At 60.8% G+C, this 19,765-nt stretch carries 20 protein-coding genes; 13 read left to right on the top strand and 7 right to left on the bottom strand.

The window, feature by feature from the left end:
* Positions 1 to 173: 173 nt before the first annotated feature.
* The 5 genes from CFBP4996_RS23765 to CFBP4996_RS23785 all read left to right on the top strand — a co-directional run bounded on the left by CFBP4996_RS23765 (position 174) and on the right by CFBP4996_RS23785 (position 6,174).
* A complete protein-coding gene (locus CFBP4996_RS23765; RefSeq protein WP_080853569.1) occupies positions 174 to 803 on the top strand; it encodes an NAD(P)H-dependent oxidoreductase in 630 nt (209 codons plus the stop codon).
* A gap of 367 nt (positions 804 to 1,170) precedes the next feature.
* On the top strand, positions 1,171 to 2,211 hold the full coding sequence (locus CFBP4996_RS23770) for a methionine ABC transporter ATP-binding protein (RefSeq protein WP_004433400.1): 1,041 nt from the start codon (positions 1,171 to 1,173) through the stop codon (positions 2,209 to 2,211).
* Entirely contained in the window at positions 2,201 to 2,869 is a 669-nt protein-coding gene (locus tag CFBP4996_RS23775) for a methionine ABC transporter permease (protein WP_004433403.1), read from the top strand. The genes CFBP4996_RS23770 and CFBP4996_RS23775 overlap by 11 nt, the downstream gene beginning before the upstream one ends.
* A gap of 33 nt (positions 2,870 to 2,902) precedes the next feature.
* Entirely contained in the window at positions 2,903 to 3,682 is a 780-nt protein-coding gene (locus CFBP4996_RS23780) for a MetQ/NlpA family ABC transporter substrate-binding protein (RefSeq protein ID WP_080853568.1), read from the top strand.
* A gap of 248 nt (positions 3,683 to 3,930) precedes the next feature.
* Entirely contained in the window at positions 3,931 to 6,174 is a 2,244-nt protein-coding gene (locus tag CFBP4996_RS23785) for a putative bifunctional diguanylate cyclase/phosphodiesterase (RefSeq protein WP_020812150.1), read from the top strand.
* A 131-nt stretch (positions 6,175 to 6,305) separates the two neighbouring features.
* Here the strand turns inward: CFBP4996_RS23785 and trhO are convergent, their stop codons facing one another.
* From trhO to CFBP4996_RS23800, 3 genes are all read right to left on the bottom strand, one after another.
* Complete coding sequence (trhO, locus tag CFBP4996_RS23790; protein ID WP_080853567.1) at positions 6,306 to 7,250, bottom strand: oxygen-dependent tRNA uridine(34) hydroxylase TrhO; 945 nt, start codon at positions 7,248 to 7,250, stop codon at positions 6,306 to 6,308.
* A gap of 274 nt (positions 7,251 to 7,524) precedes the next feature.
* Positions 7,525 to 8,433 (bottom strand): CHAD domain-containing protein, encoded by a 909-nt coding sequence (locus tag CFBP4996_RS23795; protein ID WP_080853566.1) that lies wholly within the window; start codon positions 8,431 to 8,433, stop codon positions 7,525 to 7,527.
* Positions 8,417 to 8,920: a CYTH domain-containing protein gene (locus CFBP4996_RS23800; RefSeq protein WP_080853565.1), complete on the bottom strand. Its 504-nt coding sequence runs from the start codon at positions 8,918 to 8,920 to the stop codon at positions 8,417 to 8,419. The genes CFBP4996_RS23795 and CFBP4996_RS23800 overlap by 17 nt, the downstream gene beginning before the upstream one ends.
* Before the next feature lie 171 nt (positions 8,921 to 9,091).
* Between CFBP4996_RS23800 and CFBP4996_RS23805 the strand changes: the two genes are divergently transcribed.
* From CFBP4996_RS23805 to CFBP4996_RS23820, 4 genes are all read left to right on the top strand, one after another.
* Positions 9,092 to 9,730, top strand: coding sequence for a 2-dehydro-3-deoxy-phosphogluconate aldolase (locus CFBP4996_RS23805; RefSeq protein WP_080853564.1), 639 nt, complete (start codon positions 9,092 to 9,094; stop codon positions 9,728 to 9,730).
* A 108-nt stretch (positions 9,731 to 9,838) separates the two neighbouring features.
* On the top strand, positions 9,839 to 10,534 hold the full coding sequence (locus tag CFBP4996_RS23810) for a tellurite resistance TerB family protein (protein ID WP_080853563.1): 696 nt from the start codon (positions 9,839 to 9,841) through the stop codon (positions 10,532 to 10,534).
* 274 nt (positions 10,535 to 10,808) lie between these two features.
* Positions 10,809 to 11,501 carry a GNAT family N-acetyltransferase gene (locus CFBP4996_RS23815; RefSeq protein ID WP_065655370.1) on the top strand — a complete coding sequence of 231 codons (693 nt, stop codon included), beginning with the start codon at positions 10,809 to 10,811 and terminating at the stop codon, positions 11,499 to 11,501.
* Positions 11,488 to 11,748 carry a hypothetical protein gene (locus tag CFBP4996_RS23820; protein WP_080853562.1) on the top strand — a complete coding sequence of 87 codons (261 nt, stop codon included), beginning with the start codon at positions 11,488 to 11,490 and terminating at the stop codon, positions 11,746 to 11,748. The genes CFBP4996_RS23815 and CFBP4996_RS23820 overlap by 14 nt, the downstream gene beginning before the upstream one ends.
* Here the strand turns inward: CFBP4996_RS23820 and CFBP4996_RS23825 are convergent.
* The 3 genes from CFBP4996_RS23825 to CFBP4996_RS23835 all read right to left on the bottom strand — a co-directional run bounded on the left by CFBP4996_RS23825 (position 11,745) and on the right by CFBP4996_RS23835 (position 14,715).
* Positions 11,745 to 12,794, bottom strand: coding sequence for a nickel/cobalt transporter (locus CFBP4996_RS23825; RefSeq protein ID WP_080853561.1), 1,050 nt, complete (start codon positions 12,792 to 12,794; stop codon positions 11,745 to 11,747). The genes CFBP4996_RS23820 and CFBP4996_RS23825 overlap by 4 nt on opposite strands.
* A complete protein-coding gene (locus CFBP4996_RS23830; protein ID WP_161987894.1) occupies positions 12,788 to 13,429 on the bottom strand; it encodes a DUF1007 family protein in 642 nt (213 codons plus the stop codon). The genes CFBP4996_RS23825 and CFBP4996_RS23830 overlap by 7 nt, the downstream gene beginning before the upstream one ends.
* Positions 13,430 to 13,536: 107 nt before the next feature.
* Complete coding sequence (locus CFBP4996_RS23835; protein WP_080853559.1) at positions 13,537 to 14,715, bottom strand: hypothetical protein; 1,179 nt, start codon at positions 14,713 to 14,715, stop codon at positions 13,537 to 13,539.
* A gap of 270 nt (positions 14,716 to 14,985) precedes the next feature.
* Between CFBP4996_RS23835 and CFBP4996_RS23840 the strand changes: the two genes are divergently transcribed.
* The 4 genes from CFBP4996_RS23840 to CFBP4996_RS23855 all read left to right on the top strand — a co-directional run bounded on the left by CFBP4996_RS23840 (position 14,986) and on the right by CFBP4996_RS23855 (position 18,530).
* Positions 14,986 to 15,273 carry a hypothetical protein gene (locus CFBP4996_RS23840; RefSeq protein WP_004433441.1) on the top strand — a complete coding sequence of 96 codons (288 nt, stop codon included), beginning with the start codon at positions 14,986 to 14,988 and terminating at the stop codon, positions 15,271 to 15,273.
* A 524-nt stretch (positions 15,274 to 15,797) separates the two neighbouring features.
* Positions 15,798 to 16,445, top strand: a complete 648-nt coding sequence (locus CFBP4996_RS23845) for an outer membrane protein (RefSeq protein WP_080853558.1) — start codon at positions 15,798 to 15,800, stop codon at positions 16,443 to 16,445.
* Positions 16,446 to 16,772: 327 nt separating this feature from the next.
* Positions 16,773 to 17,954, top strand: coding sequence for an MFS transporter (locus tag CFBP4996_RS23850; protein ID WP_080853557.1), 1,182 nt, complete (start codon positions 16,773 to 16,775; stop codon positions 17,952 to 17,954).
* A 150-nt stretch (positions 17,955 to 18,104) separates the two neighbouring features.
* Complete coding sequence (locus CFBP4996_RS23855; protein WP_080853556.1) at positions 18,105 to 18,530, top strand: DUF7674 family protein; 426 nt, start codon at positions 18,105 to 18,107, stop codon at positions 18,528 to 18,530.
* A 60-nt stretch (positions 18,531 to 18,590) separates the two neighbouring features.
* On the opposite strand, the gene CFBP4996_RS23860 is transcribed toward CFBP4996_RS23855, so the two are convergent.
* Positions 18,591 to 19,583, bottom strand: coding sequence for a WD40 repeat domain-containing protein (locus CFBP4996_RS23860; protein WP_080853555.1), 993 nt, complete (start codon positions 19,581 to 19,583; stop codon positions 18,591 to 18,593).
* Positions 19,584 to 19,765: the final 182 nt, after the last annotated feature.

Consider the following 19,765-nt stretch of genomic DNA (forward strand, 5'->3'; position numbering starts at 1 on the left):
GCAATAAAGTTCTCCCCCCTTATTATCAGTTTTCCAAACTTTTTTATCGGTTACCCCGCGGTGCCTGCTTGCGCGCGCCGTCCTGCCCCCTATGTCAGACGGGCTACGAAGGCGTAGCACCCGTTCTGGCGTCCAAGGGGCAGGGCGGGTTGGTCCTCCCAGGGAAAACGAACATGCTTATCGAAAAACTCAACTGGCGTTACGCCACCAAGAAAATGGATCCTTCCAAGGCCGTGTCGGAAGACAAGGTCGAGCGCATTGTCGAGGCGGCGCGGCTTGCCCCCACCTCCAGCGGCCTTCAGCCCTTCGAGGTGATCGTCGTCACCGATCCCGAAGTGCGCGCCAAGATCCGCGAGATCGCCTGGAACCAGGCGCAGGTCACCGACGGTTCGCATCTGCTGGTCTTTGCGGCATGGGACAATTACACCGAAGAGCGGATCAACCGCATGTTCGATCTGGTCAACGAAGAACGTGGCATCAAAAATGAAGGCTGGGAAGCCTATCGCCAGATGCTGCTTTCCACCTATCCGCAGCGCGAGCAGCAGGTGAATTTCGAACATGCCGCCCGTCAGGCCTATATCGGCTTCGGCATGGCCGTGGCGCAGGCCGCTTTCGAGGGCGTGGATTCCACCCCGATGGAAGGCTTCGACCCGGCAAAGCTCGATGAAATCCTCGGCCTGCGCGAGAAGGGCCTGCGCTCCGTCACCATCCTGCCGCTCGGTTATCGCCAGCCGGAAGGCGACTGGCTGGTGAACCTGAAGAAGGTGCGCCGGCCGGCCGATGAATTCGTCAGCCGCGTCTGATTTCTCCCAATCGCGAAAGCTTGACTGCCGCAGGGCCGCCTACGCGGCTTTGCGGTAGATTTTTCCTCTCTTTTCAGATAATTGAAAAAACATCCCTGTTAAAAGGTGGCGTGTGCGGGCAAGTATGCGCCATCGAATTGCCGATCCCCGGCATTTCTGAGTGAAAGCCTGACGAAATGACCCGGAAAATCAGCTGTCATCGAATGTGCCCGAAGGCTGCATGAAGAGAGCGGTTCAGCACCGCAACAGGATTTTTTGAGACCCGATCCGTCACGCATTCCCAGAGTTTACAATGAGTTTTCCATCCAGCGCGGCATCCCCCGCGCGCCAAGAACAGGCGGTCCCTGAAGGGTCGGCAAAGGAGCCTATGGTCACGTTTGAAGGCGTGACCAAGACCTTTGGCGGCGCCGGCGGCAAGCCCGGTTTCGCAGCCCTTGCCGGTATCGACTACGTCGTGCCGAAAGGCTCCATCACCGGCATCATCGGCCGCTCCGGTGCCGGCAAATCCACGCTCATCCGCCTCGCCAACGGCCTTGAAAAGCCCTCGACCGGCCGCGTGGTCGTCGATGGCGTCGATGTCGCGGCGCTCGATGAAAAGAGCCTGCGCACGCTGCGCCGTTCCGTCGGCATGATCTTCCAGCACTTCAACCTTTTGTCCTCGCGCACCGCTTTCGACAATGTGGCCCTGCCGCTCGAAATCGCCGGCATGGGCAAGAAGGAGATCGAAACCCGCGTTGCGCCGCTGCTCGATCTCGTCGGCCTTTCCGACAAGGCCAATCGTTATCCGGCGGAACTCTCCGGCGGCCAGAAGCAGCGTGTCGGCATTGCCCGTGCGCTCGCCACCCAGCCGAAGCTGCTCCTTTCTGACGAGGCGACATCGGCGCTCGATCCGGAAACGACGCAGTCCATTCTCGAACTGCTGAAGCGCATCAATGCCGAGCTGGGGCTTACCGTGCTGCTCATCACCCACGAGATGGAGGTGGTGAAGACCATCGCCTCGCAGGTGGCGGTCATCGACAGGGGCCTGATCGTCGAGCAAGGCACGACCTTCGATATCTTCACCGCACCGAAACATGAGACCACCCGCAGCCTGCTGTCGTCCTCGGTCGGCGTGAAGCTGCCGCACTGGGTCACTTCGGGCCTGAAACCGCAGGCGGCGGAAGGCGACCGCGTTCTGGTGCGCCTCGTGTTCTTCGGCGAGACGGCCTTCCAGCCGCTGACGGCGCGCCTCGTTGCCGAAATCGGCCCGGACGTGAACATCCTTGCCGGCACCATCGAGGAAATTTCCGGCCAGCCCTTCGGCTCGCTGGTCGTCTCCTATCCGGCCTCGGCGGATGTCACCGCCCGCGCCAATCGCTTTTATGCTGAGACCGGTCTTCACACGGAGGTGCTCGGTTATGTCGCCTGATATGCTGTTCAGCCTTCTCTCCAAGGGCCTGTTGCAAACGCTGCACATGGTCGCCGTTGCTGGCATCGTCGGCTCGCTGATCGGCGTGCCCATGGGCGTTTTCCTTGCCACCAGCGGCAAGGGCGAGCTGTTTCCGGCGCCGATGACCAACCGGATCCTCGGCCTCGTCGTGAACGCCGCGCGCTCCACGCCCTTCATCATTCTGGTGGTGGCGATCATTCCTTTCACCCGCCTCGTCGCCGGCACTTCCATCGGCACCAGCGCGGCCATCGTGCCGCTGACGGTCGCGACCGTGCCCTTCATCGCAAGGCTGGTGGAAGCGGCGATCCGCGAGGTGGACAAGGGCCTGATCGAGGCCGCCCGCGCCATGGGCGCCACGCCGCTGCAGATCGTGACCAAGGTTCTGCTCGCCGAAGCCAAGCCCGGCATCACGCTGGCGCTGACGCTCACGCTGGTCAGCCTCATCGGTTATTCGGCCATGGTCGGCGCGGTCGGCGGCGGCGGGCTGGGCGATCTCGGCATCCGCTACGGGTACCAACGCTTCATGCCGGATGTGATGCTGGTCGTGGTTCTGGTGCTCATCGTGCTGGTGCAGCTGGTGCAGAGCGCCGGCGACAGGCTGGCTCGCAGCTTCGACAAGCGGACCCGGAAGAATTAACTGCGTTTATAATAACAACCCAAGGAGACACCCATGAAGAAACTCATTCTCGCGGCCTCGCTCGCCGCTCTCTTCACCGCCGGTCAGGCGCTGGCCGAGACCATCAAGATCGGCGTAACCCCCGCCGAGCACGCGCAGATCATGGAGCAGGTGAAGAAGATCGCGGCCGCCAAGGGTCTCGATATCGATATCGTCGAATTCTCCGACTATGTCGTGCCGAACCAGGCGCTGGCCGATGGCGAGCTGCAGGCCAACTCCTTCCAGCACCAGCCTTACCTCGACAACCAGATCGCTGACCGCAAGTTCGATCTCGTCAGCGTCGGCACCACCATCACCACCCCGATGGGCGTTTATTCGAAGAAGGTGAAGAACCTCGACGAGCTGAAGGACGGCGCAACCGTCGGCATTCCGAACGACCCGACCAATGGCGGCCGCGCGCTGCTGGTTCTCGCTTCCAAGGGCGTGCTCAAGGTCAAGGAAGAAGCCGGCCTCAAGGTAACGCCTGCCGACATCACCGAAAACCCGAAGAACATCCAGATCGTCGAACTCGACGCCGCCCAGCTGCCGCGCTCGCTTGAAGATACCGACGCTTCGGTCATCAACACCAACTATGCGACGGCTGCCGGCCTGAACCCGAAGAAGGACGCCATCGCCATCGAAAGCGAAAAGTCCCCTTACGCGAACGTCATCGCCGTTCGTGCGCAGGACAAGGACAAGCCGTGGGTGAAGACGCTGGTTGAATCCTACCAGAGCCCGGAAGTGAAGGCCTTCATTCTGGAAAAGTACAACGGCACGGTCATCCCGTCCTGGTAAGCCGCTCCAGCACTAGATCAGACCGGGATGGCGAAAACCGCTTACATTTTTCGCCATCCCGGTCTAAAAAAATCACGACCTCTCCCGTTCGCGGGGGAGGTTTTTTCTTTTCCTGACGGACGCAAATCCGCCTTCCATGAAAAACCCGGGGCATTTCAGGGAAGGATTTTTCAGCGCCTCTGCCAGACTGTCGTTTTATACCCGTAGTTTTTTGGGGCGGGGCCACAATGCGGCTTAACCGCTTTTGAATGTTTCCTTCGGAAGATGATGCTTTCGAAGGGGATTTTATGCGGATTGCGCCGCGCAACATTGGGGACTATTTGCCGGTCGGGCGCAGAACCGCCGTGGGCGTCGTATTGTCCACCTTCGCGCTGGTGCTTATCATCGTCACCGCGCTGGTTTTATCCGCTTTGAGCCAGGTCCGGGAAAAGGCCAACCTGCTCGATAATGCCCGTTCGCGTGAGACGACGGCGGGCGCCCTCGTCACTTTTCGCGAACAGCTCGGCGCGACGCTGAACGACTACGCCGCCTGGGACGACGCCGCCGAATATGTCTATGCCCCTGATCGTTTCGACTGGGTGGCAAGCAATTATGGCGAGATGACGGTCAATAACGATCTCTTCGATACTGCCGTGGTCATCGATGAGGACGGCAAGGTCCGCATGGCCTATCAGGACGGCAAGCCGGTGGCATGGAAGCCGGACGCCTATTTTGCCGGCGGCCTCCGGGAAATGATCGAGCGCGTGCGTTCCATGCGTCCGGGCATCACCTCGCAGGTGACCGGTTTCGTCAAGACCCGAGATGGTATCGCCGCCGCGGGCGTCGCGCTCGTGCGGCTGAAGTCCGGGGCGCTGCCGCCGGTCGGTGCGGAGCGGCGTTACCTGGTTTTCGCCCGTCATCTCAAGCAGGCGACGGTGGACAAGCTTGCCCGCAATTACGTCATCGACGGTCTGGAACTGCAATATGGCGACGGGCCTGCCGCCAACCATGTGGATATCGTCAATCCGCTGGGGGAGGTGCTGGCCCGGCTCGTCTGGCGCTCGCACCTGCCGGGAGACGTCAGCTTTCATGAGGCGCGTCCGGTCGTCTTTACCGCGCTTGGCATTGCCGGCACGTTTTTTCTGGTGCTGCTCATCATCGGTTCGGCCACGCTCGACCGCCTGAAGGCGGATGAGGCGGCGGCGCGGGAGGAGGCGCTGCGTGACCGGCTGAGCGGGCTCAGCAACCGCGCCGGGCTCTTCGCCAGGCTGAACCGCATGGTCGACAGGGGTCGCCATGACAAGACGGATATCAAGCTGCTCTATCTCGATCTCGACGGTTTCAAGGAAATCAACGATTCCTACGGCCATGCCGCCGGCGACCGGCTGATCAAGGGCGTGGCGGCGGCGCTGAGAGTGCTGGTGCCGGAAGGCGCGGTGCTGGCGCGGCTCGGCGGCGACGAATTCGCCATCGCCATTCAGGGCAACGACGTCTGGGCCGAAGGCCGCAAACTGTGTCTGGCGCTTCTGGAACTCTTTACCGAGCCTTTCAGCATCGGTGAAAGGGTGGCGAGCATCGGCTGCAGCATAGGCACCTCGGTTTCCCGCGCTGGCGATATCAATGGCGAGGAGTTGCTGCGGCGTGCCGATATGGCCATGTATCAGGCCAAGGAGAACGGACGCGGGCGTTACGTTTCCTATGAGCTGAAGATGGATGCGCTGCGCGAGGAAAAGCTGCAGCTCGAAGCCGATCTTCGCTCCGCCATTCTGAACGACGAGATACAGGTGGTCTATCAGCCGGTCGTCAGCGCCGCCACGCGTTGTATTACCGGCGTGGAGGCGCTGGCCCGCTGGCAGCGGCCGGGATATGGCTTCGTGCCGCCGGATATCTTCATCGCCGCTGCCGAAACCAGCGGCCTTATCGACCGGCTCGGCCTTCTCGTCCTGCACAAGGCCTGCGAGACGGCGCAGCAATGGCCGTCCATTAAGCTCTCGGTGAATATCTCTCCCGTGCAGTTCCGCAATCCGGCCTTCTCCGGCCACGTGGCCGATATTCTCGATGCGACGCAGACGCCGCCCGAAAGGCTGCGGCTGGAAATGACGGAAGGTTATTTCATCCAGCATCCGGAACGGGCGAGTGCGGCCATCGACAAGCTGAAGCAGCTTGGCCTGCATATAGCGCTCGACGATTTCGGCGCCGGCTTCGCCAGCGTCGGTTATCTGCGCCGCTTCGGTTTCGACCGCATGAAGATCGACCGTTCGCTGATCATGGCGCTCGACAAGGGCGGCCGGTCGCTGGAAATGCTGCAGGCCACCGTGGCGCTGGCAAAGTCGCTCGATATTCCGGTGACGGCCGAAGGCGTGGAAACGGAAGAGCAGGCGGCCATCCTGCATCTGTGCGGCTGCGATGAGTTGCAGGGTTACCTGTTCTCGAAACCGGTTGCGGCGGAAGAGATCACCGCCATGCTGGACGGGCAGGACGCACCGCTCTTTGCGTTGCGGGCAGGGGCGTGAGGCTGATTGCTTCCACCCATTCTTGATCACCTGAAGGTGCGGCCCATTTCTTCTCCCCGACGGGGAGAAGAAACACGCGGCGCCCGCTCAAACAAACCCCAACCGTTATGCAGTCCGATAGCCGACGGGGATTACCGCCCCAGATGCCGCTCGCCGCGCTTCTTTGCCAGTTCGATCTGCTGCTGCCGGTCGCGGAAACGCTGGCGATCCTCTTCGCTGCGGTCATCGTAGCAGCTCGGGCAGGACACGCCTTCCTCGAATTTGGGGGATAGGCGCACTTCCGGCGTAATCGGGTTGCGGCAGGCGTGGCAGAGCTGGTGGTCGCCTTCGGCAAGGCCGTGCACCACCGAGACGCGCTCGTCGAACACGAAGCAGGCGCCTTCCCACAGGCTTTCTTCTTCCGGCACTTCTTCCAGATATTTCAGGATGCCGCCCTTGAGGTGATAGACCTCGTCGAAACCCTGTTCCTTCATGAAGGCGGTGGCCTTTTCGCAGCGAATGCCGCCGGTGCAATACATGGCGATCTTCGGCTTGTTGTGCAGACCGGGATTGTTCTTCACCCAGTCGGGAAATTCGCGGAAGGTTTTCGTCTGCGGATCGACCGCGCCCTTGAAGACGCCGATGGCGGTCTCGTAATCGTTGCGGGTGTCGATGACGATCGTATCCGGATCGGAGATCAGCTCGTTCCAGTCGCGCGGGTCGACATAGGTGCCGACGATGCGGTTCGGATCGATATCCGGCACGCCCATGGTGACGATCTCTTTCTTGAGCTTCACCTTCAGTCGCACGAAAGGCATGTGCGAGGCGCGGCTTTCCTTGTGCTCCAGCGCGGCGAATTCCGGCTGGGCGCGCAGGAAGGAGAGCACGGCATGGATGCCCGCATCCGGCCCGGCAATGGTGCCGTTGATACCTTCGGCGGCAAGCAGCAGCGTGCCCTTGACGCCGTTTTCCTGGCAGAGCGCAAACAACGGCTCGCGCAGGCTCTCGAACCGCGGCAGGCGGGCGAAATGATAAAGCGCGGCCACAAGGAAATCACCAGAGACTTCCGGGCGGGGGAGAATGGTCGTGTCGGTCATGGGCGCTGAAATACAGCGACGGCGGCCGCAAAGCAATATTTATCAGCGGTTCCGGGTATTTTGAAAATCGTCAAATATCTGCCGGAGTGGGGCAAATGGGAGGCGCTTCGTGCCTCAAATCCGACATTGGCGAAAGCGCAAGACCTGTCTTCCGTCATCCTTGGGCCTGTCCCAAGGATCTAATCACGTCGCGCAAAATCGAAACGTTGTAGATCCTCGGGACAGGCCCGAGGATGACGCCGAGCCCGGCGGGACGTTTCACGCCGTCTCCAGCCTATTTCGCCGCCTGCCGCCACAACAGGCCGACGATGCGGCTTTCGGTGCGGGCGGATTCGGAAAACACCTCGTTTGCCAGCGCAAGGCCTTCCGTGCGCAGCGCCTGCTGCCTCTCGATGATCGCGTCGAGCAGCAGGGCCAGCCGCTCGCCATTACCGAAACGCTCCGGCTCGCGGTCGGCGACGGCGGTGAGAACCGAGAGATCGTGCTCGTGGCCGAGAATATCCACCAGCCGCTTGGTATCGGCCCGCTTGGCGCGCATGGCGGAAGGCCAGAGCCGGCGCATCAGGCCAAGATGCATCCAATAGGCCTGCCCGGACTTGCGCAATTCATGGAAATGCTCGACGTCGGCCTGCTCGTGACAATCGGTGAGCGCCTTGCGCGCCGTTTTCCTCTGTTTCGCCCAGGCGCTTCTGAGCAGCCGGGCGGTGTCTTTCAACTCATCCGGCAGCGACAGATCCTCGAGCTTCCTGCGCGCTTCCCCGCAGCCGGCGATGGCGGCGGCAATGGCCTCGTCGAGACCGGCCTCATGTTCTATGGCGTCGTCGCGGCGTGCGCGCAGCATCGCGGTGATCGACCGCAGCGCTTCGCCCTGCGCGTCTGAGCGCGCGAAGGCCTCGAGATATTCCGCCGTCTCCACCAGCGCCGTCGCGTCCCGCGCAAAGGCGAGGGAGCGGGCGATATCGCGAATACGGGCGTTTTCCTCACGGCCGAAATCCGGCGCCGCCTTGCGGATGAGGCGATAGAGGGCGCGCAGCCGCTTGAACCGCTTGCGGGCGTCATGCACGGCCTCGTGCGATCCGGACGGCTGGTCGCGAAGGATCGTGACCGTATCGTCGATCAGCTCCAGCCCGGCCCGACGGATTTCATTGTCGAAGGGCTTTTTCGGATCAATTCTGAAGGGCATCCGGCAGGTCTCCGTTCGGACAGTCCATATTCCGGCAGTCCATGGCGAGCGACTGGTTGGAGAAGCGCTTGTCTCCGGTGACTTCCCTGCCCAGCCAGGACGGCAGATCGGGATCGGCATTCTCGTCGTTCATTTCCACTTCCGCCACCACCAGACCGTGATATTTCCCTTCGAAAACATCCACTTCCCAGGTGAAACCGCCATGATCGACGGTGTGGCGGGTTTTTTCGATCACCACGCCCGGCGCGCTCGCCATCAGCTCTTCGGCGTCCTTGAGGGGTATGGAATATTCATATTCGTCGCGAACAAGCGCGCTTGCGCCGATCTTGATGGTCAAGGTCGCATCGCGCCGGTCGACGATCCTGACCCGGACCGAGCGATTTTCCATCGAGGCGACATATGCCTGCCGGAAAGCCATGCTATGCGTGACCTCATTGCGCCATTCACCGCCTGCAACAAGAAACTTCCGTTCAATTTCCTTGGCCATGCTGTCTCCGCGAACTGGGGCGCCAGATTATCGCAATATGATAGTGTGATGAAGCGAATTGATTGAAGTATCTGGATAAAAATGCGGCTGGCGCGCCTCGACATGAAAGCCGAGGCAGGCTAATCGATAGACGGAATTTCAATCGTTTCAATTGCGCAAGGGAGGCTCATCTTGGCCCAGGACTCCGAAAAACTGCTCTCCATCCTCAAGCTCCAGCCGGTCGTGCCGGTGCTGATCGTGGATGACGCCGCTTCCGCCGTGCCGCTCGCACGCGCTTTGGTCGCAGGCGGCCTGAAGGCAATTGAGATCACCATGCGCACGCCGGCAGCATTGGATGCCATCCGCGCGGTTGCAGCCGAAGTGGAGGGCGCGAATGTCGGCGCGGGCACCATTCTCAATGCCAGGGATTTCGAAGCGGCGGCGGAAGCCGGCTCCACCTTCATCGTCAGCCCCGGCATCAATAAAAGCGTGCTGGAAGCCGCGCGTGGTTCCAAAGTACCGCTGCTTCCGGGTGCTGCCACAGCCAGCGAAGTCATGGCGCTGCGCGACGAGGGTTACAAGGTGCTGAAGTTCTTCCCGGCCGAACAGGCCGGCGGCGCGCCTTATCTCAAGGCGCTGTCTTCGCCGCTCGCCGGCACGATCTTCTGCCCGACCGGCAGCGTGTCGCTCAAGAACGCCAATGACTATCTCTCCCTGCCGAACGTCGTCTGCGTCGGCGGTTCCTGGGTCGCCCCGCGCGAACTGGTGGCGACGGGTGACTGGGCGGGCATCACCAAGCTTGCCGCTGAAGCCGCCGCACTGCGCGCCTGATTTGCATCCTGTCAAACCCGTTCACGAAGGCGTGAGCGGGTTTGACATTTGTATTCGGCCCACGGCTTCCTATCTCCCCTGTAGATTTGACCTCTACAGGAGATTTTGATGTTCGACGCCAAGAAGCTTCTTGAACAATTCCTCGGCTCGCAGGTGCCGGGCCTTTCGGGAAGCGTCCGTGACAGAGCCGGGCAGGCCGCCGATATCGCCAAGAACAATCCTCTGAAGGCCGGCGCGCTCGCCGCCGCCATTCTGGGCACCAAGACCGGCCGCAAGCTCGCCGGCAATGTCGCCACCATCGGCGGCGTGGCCGCCATCGCGGGCCTCGGTTACCTCGCCTACAAGAATTACAAGTCCGGCCAGGCGCCTGAAGCCGCGCCGAAACCCGAGCCGGAGCTTCTCGCCCCGCCCGCCGATTCCGCCTTCCACCCGCAATCGCCCGCCCTTTCCAATGATTTTGCGCTGAAGCTTATCCAGGCGATGATCGCCGCCGCCAAGGCGGACGGCCATATCGATGAGAAGGAGCGCGCCAATATCATGGACAAGGTGCAGGTCTCCGGCCTTGATAGCGAAGCCGAGCGGTTCCTCGAAAAGGAACTGGCCGATCCGCTCGACATCGACGCGCTGGTGGTTGCCGCCCGCACGGAAGAGCAGAAGGTGGAGCTTTACACCGCCTCGCGGCTTGCCATCGAGGCCGATACGCGGGCGGAGCGGGGGTATCTCGATCTTCTGGCAGGGCGGCTTGGGTTGCCGGATGCGCTGGTGGACCATATCGAGGCGACGGTGGTGGCGGCGAAGGTTTGAGGTTAGCCTCGGAGGCTGTAGCTCACCCCCTCTGCCCTGCCGGGCATCTCCCCCTCAAGGGGGAGATCGACCCGACGCGATCTCTCGGCCATCTTCAACGTTGCGAGTGAGCGAGCGTCTCCCTCTGGCTGATCTCCCCCCTTGAGGGGGAGATGCCCGGCAGGGCAGAGGGGGGTGAACCACACCCACCAACGCCACCGCATCCCACCCCACATGCACTGTTGTCATCCCGCCCCGCTTGCCCTAATCCTTCTCCCAGCAAATGGGGAAGAGAATGCGCGATCTGAGTGATTTCAAGGGATGTCCGCCGCCGCAGCCGGTGGTTTTGAAGGGCCGTTACGTGACGGCGGAGCCGTTCGATCGCGAAAAACATCTCGCAAGGCTCTGGGCCGCACTTGGCGGCGAGGGCGTGAATGCGCTGCTCAAATATTTCCCGCAAAGCGCCTTTCCCGATGCCGACGCTTTCGGCGACTGGCTCGTCGGCGCGGGGCAGAAGCTCAACTGGGTCACGCTGGTCTTCGTTGAAAACGCCACCGGCGATATCGTCGGCATGGCGAGCTATATGCGGCCCGATCCCGCCAATGGCGTGGTCGAGGTCGGCTCCGTCGCCCATGGCGCGAAAATGAAGCGCTCGCCTCTTTCCACCGAGGCGCATTACCTGATGGCGAAACATGTTTTCGAGGATCTGGGGTATCGCCGTTACGAGTGGAAATGCCACAATGAAAACGAGCCCTCCAAGATCACGGCGAAGCGTTATGGCTTCACCTTCGAGGGCGTCTTCCGTCAGCATATGATCTCGAAGGGGCAAAATCGCGATACGGCGTGGTTTTCCATGATCGACGGCGAATGGCCGCTGATCGGCAAGGCCTTCGAAGCCTGGCTTGCGCCGGAGAATTTTGCGGCCGATGGCGCGCAGAAGCGCAAGCTTGAGGATATCCGTGCGGAGTTTGCCGATGCCATTGCCTGAAAACCCGGCGCCTGAAAAGCCGGCGCCTGAAACGCCGCGCCCAGGCAAGAAGGATTGGTCTCCGGCCATCGCCGCCGCCCTCATCATTGTCGGTTTCGGGCTGGTCTTCTTTGTGATGCCGAAGATCATGCTGTGGCTGGGCGATTATTCGCCCTGGCTCGCCGCTGCCTTCGGCACGGTGGCAGTGCTGTGTTTCTTCCTGCTGTTCTGGCTGCGTGCGCGTTACCAGCGTCGCCGTGACGGTTAGAGCTTAAGCGACGCGCCGAGCAGCAACAGTCCCATGATGAGCACGAACAGCGCACCGGCGATCTCGATCGCATGGCTAATGCCGGCTGCCCTGCGGCTGCCGGGGCCAGCGAAACGCACGGCGAGGCCTTTTGCCGAGACGGCCATGATGGCGAGCAGCGATACCGTTATGGCGGTGCCGAGCGACATGGCGAGGACGGAGAGCACGCCGCCGAGATAAAGCCCGTTCAGAAGCGCGAAGCTCATGACGATGATCGCGCCCGAGCAGGGCCTGAGCCCCACGGCGATGATGGCGGACCATGCCTCGTGCAGGCTGAAGTTCTTGCCCTTCAGCAGCATCGGATCCGGCGCATGGGATTTACCGCAGGCGGCGCAGAGATCGCCCGTGCCATCATGGTCGTGATCGGCAAAAACCGGCTTGCCCTGAAACCGGAGGCCTGTGCCCATGCCGGTGGTTCTGCCGGCGGCGGTTTCTCCTGCCGGCGCGAAAACCGCGACAGGCTCGCGCCGGATACGCAGCGACCAGAGTTTTCGCACCAGCAGCCAGGCGCCGAACAGCGCCACCATGGCGAAGCTGGCGATCTCCATCGCCTGCGTGGCCTTCGTCATGGTGATGGAGGTGCCGCGCAGCACCAGCCAGGCCGCGCCGACGAGGCCGACGGCGACCGCACCCTGAATGAGCGCCGAGACGAAGGAAATGAGAATGCCGCGTTTAAGCTGCGTCTCATTGGCGATCATATAGGACGAAATGACCGCCTTGCCGTGGCCGGGGCCGGCGGCGTGGAAAACGCCATAAGCGAAGGAGAGGCCGATCAGCGAGCTGAGCGCCCAGCCATCCTCGCGCATGGCCTTCAACGCCCCGGTCAGCGCACGGTAGAACATCTGCTGGTGCACGTTGATCCATTGCATCAGCGGCGCGAAGGGGCCGCCGACGGAAAAGGAAGGCTCGGCCGAGCCGATGCCGAGCGGCGATTGCGCATGGGCCGCACCGGCCACGGCAATGAGGCCGATGGCGACGGCGAAGAGGCCGGCCCTGCGGCTCAGCATGAGACCTCCAGCCGGGTGGCGAAGAGCTTGGTCATGTCGGTGCCGGTCGGATCGTTGAAGAAGGCGTCGGTGAGCGTACCCTGGTTCTGCGAGATCACCTCGTCGGGATCGGGACGGACGACATGATGCTTGCAGGCATTCAGATCCTTACCCTGCGTGGCGATATCGCCGTCCTTGGCGAAATCGATCGCCGTATACATGGTCGGATCCCAGGCGCCGAAGCTGAGCTTGCCCTTGACGGCCAGAGGCTTGGTCGGCTTCACGGAGAAGAACATCAGGATCTGCTGATCCTTGTAGTCCACGTGAATGGCCTCGGGCTTCCCAAATTCCACCGGTTTTCCATTGGCGGTGATGAAGGTGTAGTAGGAATATTCGGCGAGCGATTCGAGCACGGTATTGCCGATTTCGGCCAGTTCGTCCTTATCGAGCTTCAGGTCGCTGTTCTTGTCGTAGTCCATCACCACGCTTGCCGAGAACATCTCGTCGAAACGCCAGATGTTGCGCACTTCCTGAACGGTGCCGTTCGGCCCCTCGACGATTTCCATGCGGGCTTCGGCAAAGATATGCGGATGCGCCGCTGCGGCGACGGGAACGCAGGCAAGGCCGGCTGCGAGGAGCAAAAAGCGTCTGTTCATTATCCCGTCTGTCCTGCCTTCGAATCTGGAAGGCCTGACTCTAGCAGAAATTGGGACCGAATTTCGACCTGATGCGTCCGATCCTTCGCGCGGGCCGACACTAAATTTCAGAAGGTGCCGCTGAAACGCGAGGTGATGCTGGAGCCGCTATAGGCAAGATCGGTATCGCGCTCGCCATGCAGCAGGCGGTTGAACTCCACCTCCAGCTTGCTGTTCTTGCCGGTATCGAAGGAAAGCGTCGCGACCAGCCGGCGCTCGCTGGTATCGTAATTATAATAGATCCAGTCCTTGTGGACCCGGTGCAGCGCAAGATCGAGCCCCACCTTTTCGGTGAGCCTGCTTTTCACGACGAATTGAAAGCGGCGATGGAATTCGGCAATCGGGTCATCCGGGTCGAAAAGCGCATAGTCCTGCGAAAAGCCCGCGCCGAAGGCGATGCGATCGGTGGCCTTCACCTCGGCCTCGGCCCGCAGATAGGGGCGGGTGCGCTTTACCTTGTCGCTGATCTCATCGCCGGAAATGGATGTGAAGCCCGCTTCGGCCAGAACCGCGAAACGGTCGGAGAACCTGTAACCATAGGCCAGAGAACCTCGCAGCGTGTTGGCCGGGAAACGTTCATATTTTTCCTGCTGCCCTTCCGGCACGGCGATACGGTCGTAAGCAAGCGTCAGCCCGGCCTCACCGCCGCCGAGCGATCGTGCATGTTCCGCTTTCAGCGATAAAAGCGCCTCATTCGCTTCCAGTCGGGTGGGCAGGAAATAGGCCGGGCGGAACCGCGCCTTGCCTTTCATCAGGCTGGCGAGGCTTGCCGTCAGCGTGTTCTTGCCGCCAAGGGCGAGGATGCCGAGCTGGGAAGACGCCTCCAGCTTGTGATCCAGCTGCCGGTAACCAATGTCTTCTTCCGGCAGGTGCAGAAAAATATCGCCGGCATCGCTGCGGGTGCCGCGCAGCTCAAGGGCCCATTCCAGCTTTTCGGAGAATCGTTTCGTCAGCCCCAGTGCCGCGATGGTGTTATGTTCATTGGCGAAACGATAACGGGGCAGGCGAACCTCTTCTTGCTCGAGCGAATAACGCAGCTCAGCCCCTTCCAGCGCGATCTTGCCATTGAGCCCGAAGCCGGCGCGCAGCGAAATCGCGCTCAGCCGGTTGGTGTCGGCGAAATAATTGCTGTCATAGGCAATGCCGGATTTATAGGTGACATTGTGCTCATCGGCCTTTTCCCCCGCCCGCGCGCCACAGGCGCAGGCAAGCCCGAGAACAAGCGCGATATATCCCCCCACCCGCATTCGCATCTCCGGTCTCTAATTAAGCAATATCTTATATTTGGATGGTTAATAAAGTTTCCCGCACCGCTTTACTGTCGCGATACAGGCGCCGACCGGCATTGTTTGAACAAGGGGCGGAAGTGCGAAGATGCGGTATGTAAAATTTTATTAAAATCACAAGTATTAGTGTTAATCGTTTATTGTAATATTAGCCTTTGCTTGAATTAGAATCCTCTAAATATACAGTTCAGTTACGCCAGATGGCGTGATCAAACAAAAGAGGAGAGAGAAATGATTGCAAAGTTCGCTTGTGTAGCCGCTATTCTTACTGTCGCTTCCGTTGGTCAGGCCAATGCGGGCGGTCTTCTGGGAGGCATCCTGTCCGGCAACAGCAACAAGGGCGGCGCCCTTGTCGTCGTCTCGCCGAGCATCGATCTCGGTGTCAGCGGCATCCTGTCCAATAACGGGATTCTGAACGGCAACAAGACCGGTATCCTGAACGGTGTGCTGAACGGCAACAAGACGTCCGTCGATGTCATCGACAACAAGAATGACGGCGGCAAAAAGCGCCGCCACTAACTGAAACGTGGAACGGGATGGCGAAACCATCGGGCTTTCCTCCATCCCGCTCCAACGCAACAGCTCGAAAATCATCAGGGATTTTCGACGCAGACGATGCGCGCAGCGCATAAGCCGGCAATGATCCTCGAGTTGCGTGTGTTTGACGCATGGCGTTTCCGGCAAGAACAAACGGCGCATCGCATGACTGGAAGAGGGCCTCGCGGCCCTCTTTTTTTATTCTGGATGATCCATCAGCGCCTTATTTCCGCCGATCCGTGACCGCTTCGGAAAGGGGCGTGCGCCGGCGTATTTATATTTGTGTATTCTAATTTTTATCTATGTAATAAATAGGATTATAAAGTATAAATTTGATTTATGTTTTAAAATACTCTCAATTTTGCTGCTGTTGTTACTTGCTTTTAACTTTTGGATGTTTCAATTAACGCGTGCCCCCGACTCGCCATTTGTGATTGTGATTTCGGTGGCGGGTATGTTCGCGGCTCGCATTTCGGCGGGTAAGGAAGTTTTGAAGGAGCTATTTCATGTTGAAACAATCATTTCTCGCGCTCGCCGCGCTCGGCGTTCTTTCCGGCGCAGCCATTGCTGCCGATGCCGTCAGCGACGTTCCGGCAGCACCTGTCGTCAACGATGCCGCGCCTGCCTTCTCCTGGGACGGTTTTTACGCCGGTGTTTCGGGCGGCTATGGCTGGAACCGGTTGAAAACGACTGAAGACGGTGAGACCGACAAGCATAGTTTCGATGGCGCTCGCTTTGCGGGCTTTGCCGGTTACAATGCCGAAGTCGCGCCGTCCGTCATTCTCGGTGTCGAGGGTGATCTCGGTTATGCCTGGGGCAAAAAGACGATCAACCTCAGCAAGGTTTCCTCGGGCCTGAACGGCTCCGCGCGTCTGCGTGCCGGCTATGCCGTCGACCGCGCCCTGATCTACACCGCCGGTGGTTACACCGCGACGGACAGCGAGATCAAGACGCCCTTCGGCAATACCAGCAAGATGCTGAATGGCTGGACGATTGGCGCCGGCATCGATTACGCCTTCACCGACAACGTATTCGGCCGTCTCGAATATCGTTACAACGATTTCGGCAAGGAAACCTACACTGTCCAGGGCATTTCCGCCGATGGAAAGCTCAGCGAACATGTCGTCAGCGTCGGTCTTGGCGTGAAGTTCTGATCTGCGGATTTTCGTTTCCGGAGAGGGTCGCCCATCTTTATGGCGGCCTTATCGGGGGCGACAGTCCGACACATATCGATCCATAACCTGCCCGGCGGCGAGAACATCGCCGGGCAGGTGCTTCTAATTGAGTGACACGGGCTTACGGTTGAGAGCTTGCGTCCAGCCTCAGGGCGGCAGCCATGCCCGGCATAAAAGAAGCGGCTTCACCTTTAACCGGCAATGAAACCGCATCCGGCTTTCCAAGCGGGCTTGAACCACAGGCCGTTTTGGTGTGATGGTGGTCGCCGTCATCTCGTCCCGCCTCCCAGCCTTCAGTCGATTCCCATGCTACAGAAAAGCACTTTGCCGGGCGCTTTCGATCGTCAGGCCTATATGATCGCCCTGCTGGTTTTTATTGCCGGCAGCACCAATGCGGCTGTTGTGCCGTTTATCGGTTTTTACATCATCCAGGTGCTCGGCCATCCGCCGGCCACCGTCGGTTTTTACAGCGTGACGGCGGCGCTGGCTTCGATTGTCGCCAGCCGTGTTTATGGCGAGCGTGTCGATGCCGGGGTGCGGGTGAGGCCGCTGTTGATGCTTTCCGTGTGCGGCGCTTTTGTCGCGGCCGCGGCGGCGAGTTTCGGGCATCTGGCGCTGCTGGTGGCGATAACGGCGACCGGCATGGGGCTTTCCAATGCCGCCAGCACGCTCATTTTCAGTTACGGCCGGTATCATGGCCGGGTGAAGGCGCTGGATACGGCCGCCTATAATGCCTTCCTGCGAACGATGGTGTCGCTGGCGTGGATGCTGCTTCCCGCCGCCGCCTATCTGATATTCGATCTTGCCGGCGCGAAGGCCGTGTTCGTGAATGCCATGCTGATGGCGGTCATCTGGGGCGGGCTTGCCCTTGCGGTCGTGCCGCGCGACCAGACCAGCCCGATGGAGCGGCGACAGGCGGGTGACGACGATACAGGGCGCAACCTGCCGCTGCTTCTGGCGGCGGCCGCCAGCTTCTGCATGTCTTTTGCCCATGCTCTCTGCGCCTCGGCCCTGCCGGTGTTTCTGGTGCGGGAGGTCGGCCTGCCGGATTACGTGCCGGGCCTGTCGCTCAGCGTCAAATGCGCCATGGAGGTTCTGTTCATCCTGCTTGCGCCGCGAATGATGCGCCGCTTCAGCGCCCGCCTGCTTCTGGGCGTTTCAGCGGTAATGGCCATCGTCGCCTTCAATGTCATCGCCTCGGTCACCACATTGCCGGCCATGATCGCGGGTGCGGCGCTGGAAGGCGCCTATTACGGCCTTTGCGCCGGCACTTGCCTTACCTTCGTGCAGGGCTTTGCGCGCGGTCGCACGGCCCGGGCGACGGCGCTCTACATGAACTCCATTTTCCTCGCCGCGCTTTTTGCGGTGCCGCTGATGGGGTTCGTGTCGCAATATGCAAGTTTCGGCGTCTCGATCCGGCTCGCTTCGGTTGGCGCGGGCGCGGCCTTGCTGCTCTTGTTTCTGACGCGGCGGCAGGTGGGGGAGTAGGGCGTTCCGGCTGAGGTTGCCGGCGCTCTTGTGCAAAGGATTGTCCGGCCGCGATATCTCGGACAACCCTCATTGCTGTGATAAGCACAAGAATGAGGGAAGTGAGATTGGCCACGGTGCAACGTGGGGCTCAGAAGAGGAAAAAACGTTATGTCCGGGAACAATGTCAACGCACTTTCGGTCGAGTTCGATCGCTCGAATATGTTTGAGCCGCTTTTGCAGGCTGACCCATCCTTTCGTGAAAAGTGGGAGGCATTCCAGGAGGAATACCGATCTGAGGACGAGTTGCCACTTTACTTGGCACTGTCAGAGCTTGCACGTCATCTAATTCGGGATTTGGAGACGGGTAACACGCATCGATTTGACGCGGTCTTTGATGTTGTCGAACGCTGGCACATCAAGGGCGACCCATATGTTAAAGAGGCGGCTACAGTAGGTCTCCTCGAAGATTTACAGAATGGACATTTGCATCGCAAAACTCGCTCTGACGATTTTCGTCCATGGCTGCAGCCGGAAACTCTCGGATGGTGGAATAAGGTCCATGAATTCTGGGCTACAGGAAAGCTGATAATTTGAGGCCTTGGGATCAGGTCATTATGAGTCCGCGCCCTAGCTCGCCACGTGACCGAGCAGCCCTCAAGCCGAAATATCGATGATCCCGCAATCCCCCGCTTCCGAAGCAAAGGCGAGCAGCTTGCCGGTGGCGCTCCAGTCCATGCCGGTGATGGCGCCCTTGCCGGGGCGGCGCAGCAGGGCTTCCTTGCCATCGGCAAGGCGCACGCCGAGGATCATGCCGTCGATGAAGCCGATGGCGAGCACATCTTCCACCGGATGGAAGGCGACATTGGTGACCATGATGTTGGCGCGGCTGCCGAGTTCTTCCGGGGCCTTGCCCATCGGGCCGTCCTTGCCGGCAAACGGCCAGACGATGGCGGCCGGCGCGCCGGAAGAGGCGAGCCATTTGCCCTTTGCCGACCAGGACACGGATTTGACCTTGGCGGGATAACCCGTCATGCGCATGTGGCGCGCTTCCATGCCGCCCTTGGTGGCTTCCATCTTCCAGCCGTGCAGGGCGTTTTCCTGCATGGTGGTGACCAGGAACTTGCCATCGGGCGAGAAGGTGACGCCGGTATGCGCACCCTTCCATTCCAGATCGACGGGGTCGCCGGCGGTCGCCACCCAGTGCAGCGTCACACCGTTATAACGGGCCACCGCAATGCGCAGGCCCTTGGGCGCGAAGGCGATGGCCTCCACCGTGCGCTCTTCCTTGAATTCCTTGACCGTGCCGTCCGACAGCCGGACGAAACTGGATTTGCCGACACCATAAGCGACGGCCTTCTGCGGCCCGCCGGCAACGATGCCCACCCATTTGCGCGGCACGTTGGCGATTTCGCTGATGCTGCCGTCATGGCCAATGCGCAGCACGCGCCCGTCTTCACCGCCGGAAAGCAGGGTGGCGCTATAAGGGTCGCGCACACAGGTCAGAAGCCCGTCATGCGCCTCAGTCACCTTCTCGCCGCCATCCAGCCGGTGAATGGTGCCGGCGGCGGTGGCAAACAGGGGAATGTCGCCGAGAAAATGGGTCGAGACCACGTGGCCTTCGATATCAAGCGGGGCAACAGTCGGCATGGGGCATCGGTCTTTCGTATCTGTGTCGGATTGGCGGGGGCGTTGCTCCCGCTCGCTGGCATGGTTCTAGAGCATTTCCGGCAAAAGCGGAACCGCTTTACATCCCTTCAACCTCATTCCTGTGCTTGTCACAGGAATCCAGCCGACGCGCGTCTGCGCGGCGAGAAAGGCTCCTTCAGCCC

The organism is Agrobacterium leguminum, from assembly GCF_005144435.2.
Taxonomy (GTDB): Bacteria; Pseudomonadota; Alphaproteobacteria; order Rhizobiales; family Rhizobiaceae; genus Agrobacterium; species Agrobacterium leguminum.

Excerpts from the sequence above, each read along its gene's own strand:
- trhO (WP_080853567.1), bottom strand. The coding sequence starts at position 7,250 with ATGACCGACACGACCATTCTCCCCCGCCCGGAAGTCTCTGGTGATTTC.
- CFBP4996_RS23795 (WP_080853566.1), bottom strand. The coding sequence starts at position 8,433 with ATGCCCTTCAGAATTGATCCGAAAAAGCCCTTCGACAATGAAATCCGT.
- CFBP4996_RS23825 (WP_080853561.1), bottom strand. The coding sequence starts at position 12,794 with ATGCTGAGCCGCAGGGCCGGCCTCTTCGCCGTCGCCATCGGCCTCATT.
- CFBP4996_RS23860 (WP_080853555.1), bottom strand. The coding sequence starts at position 19,583 with ATGCCGACTGTTGCCCCGCTTGATATCGAAGGCCACGTGGTCTCGACC.
- CFBP4996_RS23845 (WP_080853558.1), top strand. The coding sequence starts at position 15,798 with ATGTTGAAACAATCATTTCTCGCGCTCGCCGCGCTCGGCGTTCTTTCC.
- CFBP4996_RS23785 (WP_020812150.1), top strand. The coding sequence starts at position 3,931 with ATGTTTCCTTCGGAAGATGATGCTTTCGAAGGGGATTTTATGCGGATT.
- CFBP4996_RS23800 (WP_080853565.1), bottom strand. The coding sequence starts at position 8,920 with ATGGCCAAGGAAATTGAACGGAAGTTTCTTGTTGCAGGCGGTGAATGG.
- CFBP4996_RS23810 (WP_080853563.1), top strand. The coding sequence starts at position 9,839 with ATGTTCGACGCCAAGAAGCTTCTTGAACAATTCCTCGGCTCGCAGGTG.
- CFBP4996_RS23850 (WP_080853557.1), top strand. The coding sequence starts at position 16,773 with ATGCTACAGAAAAGCACTTTGCCGGGCGCTTTCGATCGTCAGGCCTAT.
- CFBP4996_RS23780 (WP_080853568.1), top strand. The coding sequence starts at position 2,903 with ATGAAGAAACTCATTCTCGCGGCCTCGCTCGCCGCTCTCTTCACCGCC.
- CFBP4996_RS23830 (WP_161987894.1), bottom strand. The coding sequence starts at position 13,429 with ATGAACAGACGCTTTTTGCTCCTCGCAGCCGGCCTTGCCTGCGTTCCC.
- CFBP4996_RS23815 (WP_065655370.1), top strand. The coding sequence starts at position 10,809 with ATGCGCGATCTGAGTGATTTCAAGGGATGTCCGCCGCCGCAGCCGGTG.
- CFBP4996_RS23820 (WP_080853562.1), top strand. The coding sequence starts at position 11,488 with ATGCCATTGCCTGAAAACCCGGCGCCTGAAAAGCCGGCGCCTGAAACG.
- CFBP4996_RS23775 (WP_004433403.1), top strand. The coding sequence starts at position 2,201 with ATGTCGCCTGATATGCTGTTCAGCCTTCTCTCCAAGGGCCTGTTGCAA.
- CFBP4996_RS23765 (WP_080853569.1), top strand. The coding sequence starts at position 174 with ATGCTTATCGAAAAACTCAACTGGCGTTACGCCACCAAGAAAATGGAT.
- CFBP4996_RS23835 (WP_080853559.1), bottom strand. The coding sequence starts at position 14,715 with ATGCGGGTGGGGGGATATATCGCGCTTGTTCTCGGGCTTGCCTGCGCC.
- CFBP4996_RS23855 (WP_080853556.1), top strand. The coding sequence starts at position 18,105 with ATGTCCGGGAACAATGTCAACGCACTTTCGGTCGAGTTCGATCGCTCG.
- CFBP4996_RS23840 (WP_004433441.1), top strand. The coding sequence starts at position 14,986 with ATGATTGCAAAGTTCGCTTGTGTAGCCGCTATTCTTACTGTCGCTTCC.
- CFBP4996_RS23770 (WP_004433400.1), top strand. The coding sequence starts at position 1,171 with ATGGTCACGTTTGAAGGCGTGACCAAGACCTTTGGCGGCGCCGGCGGC.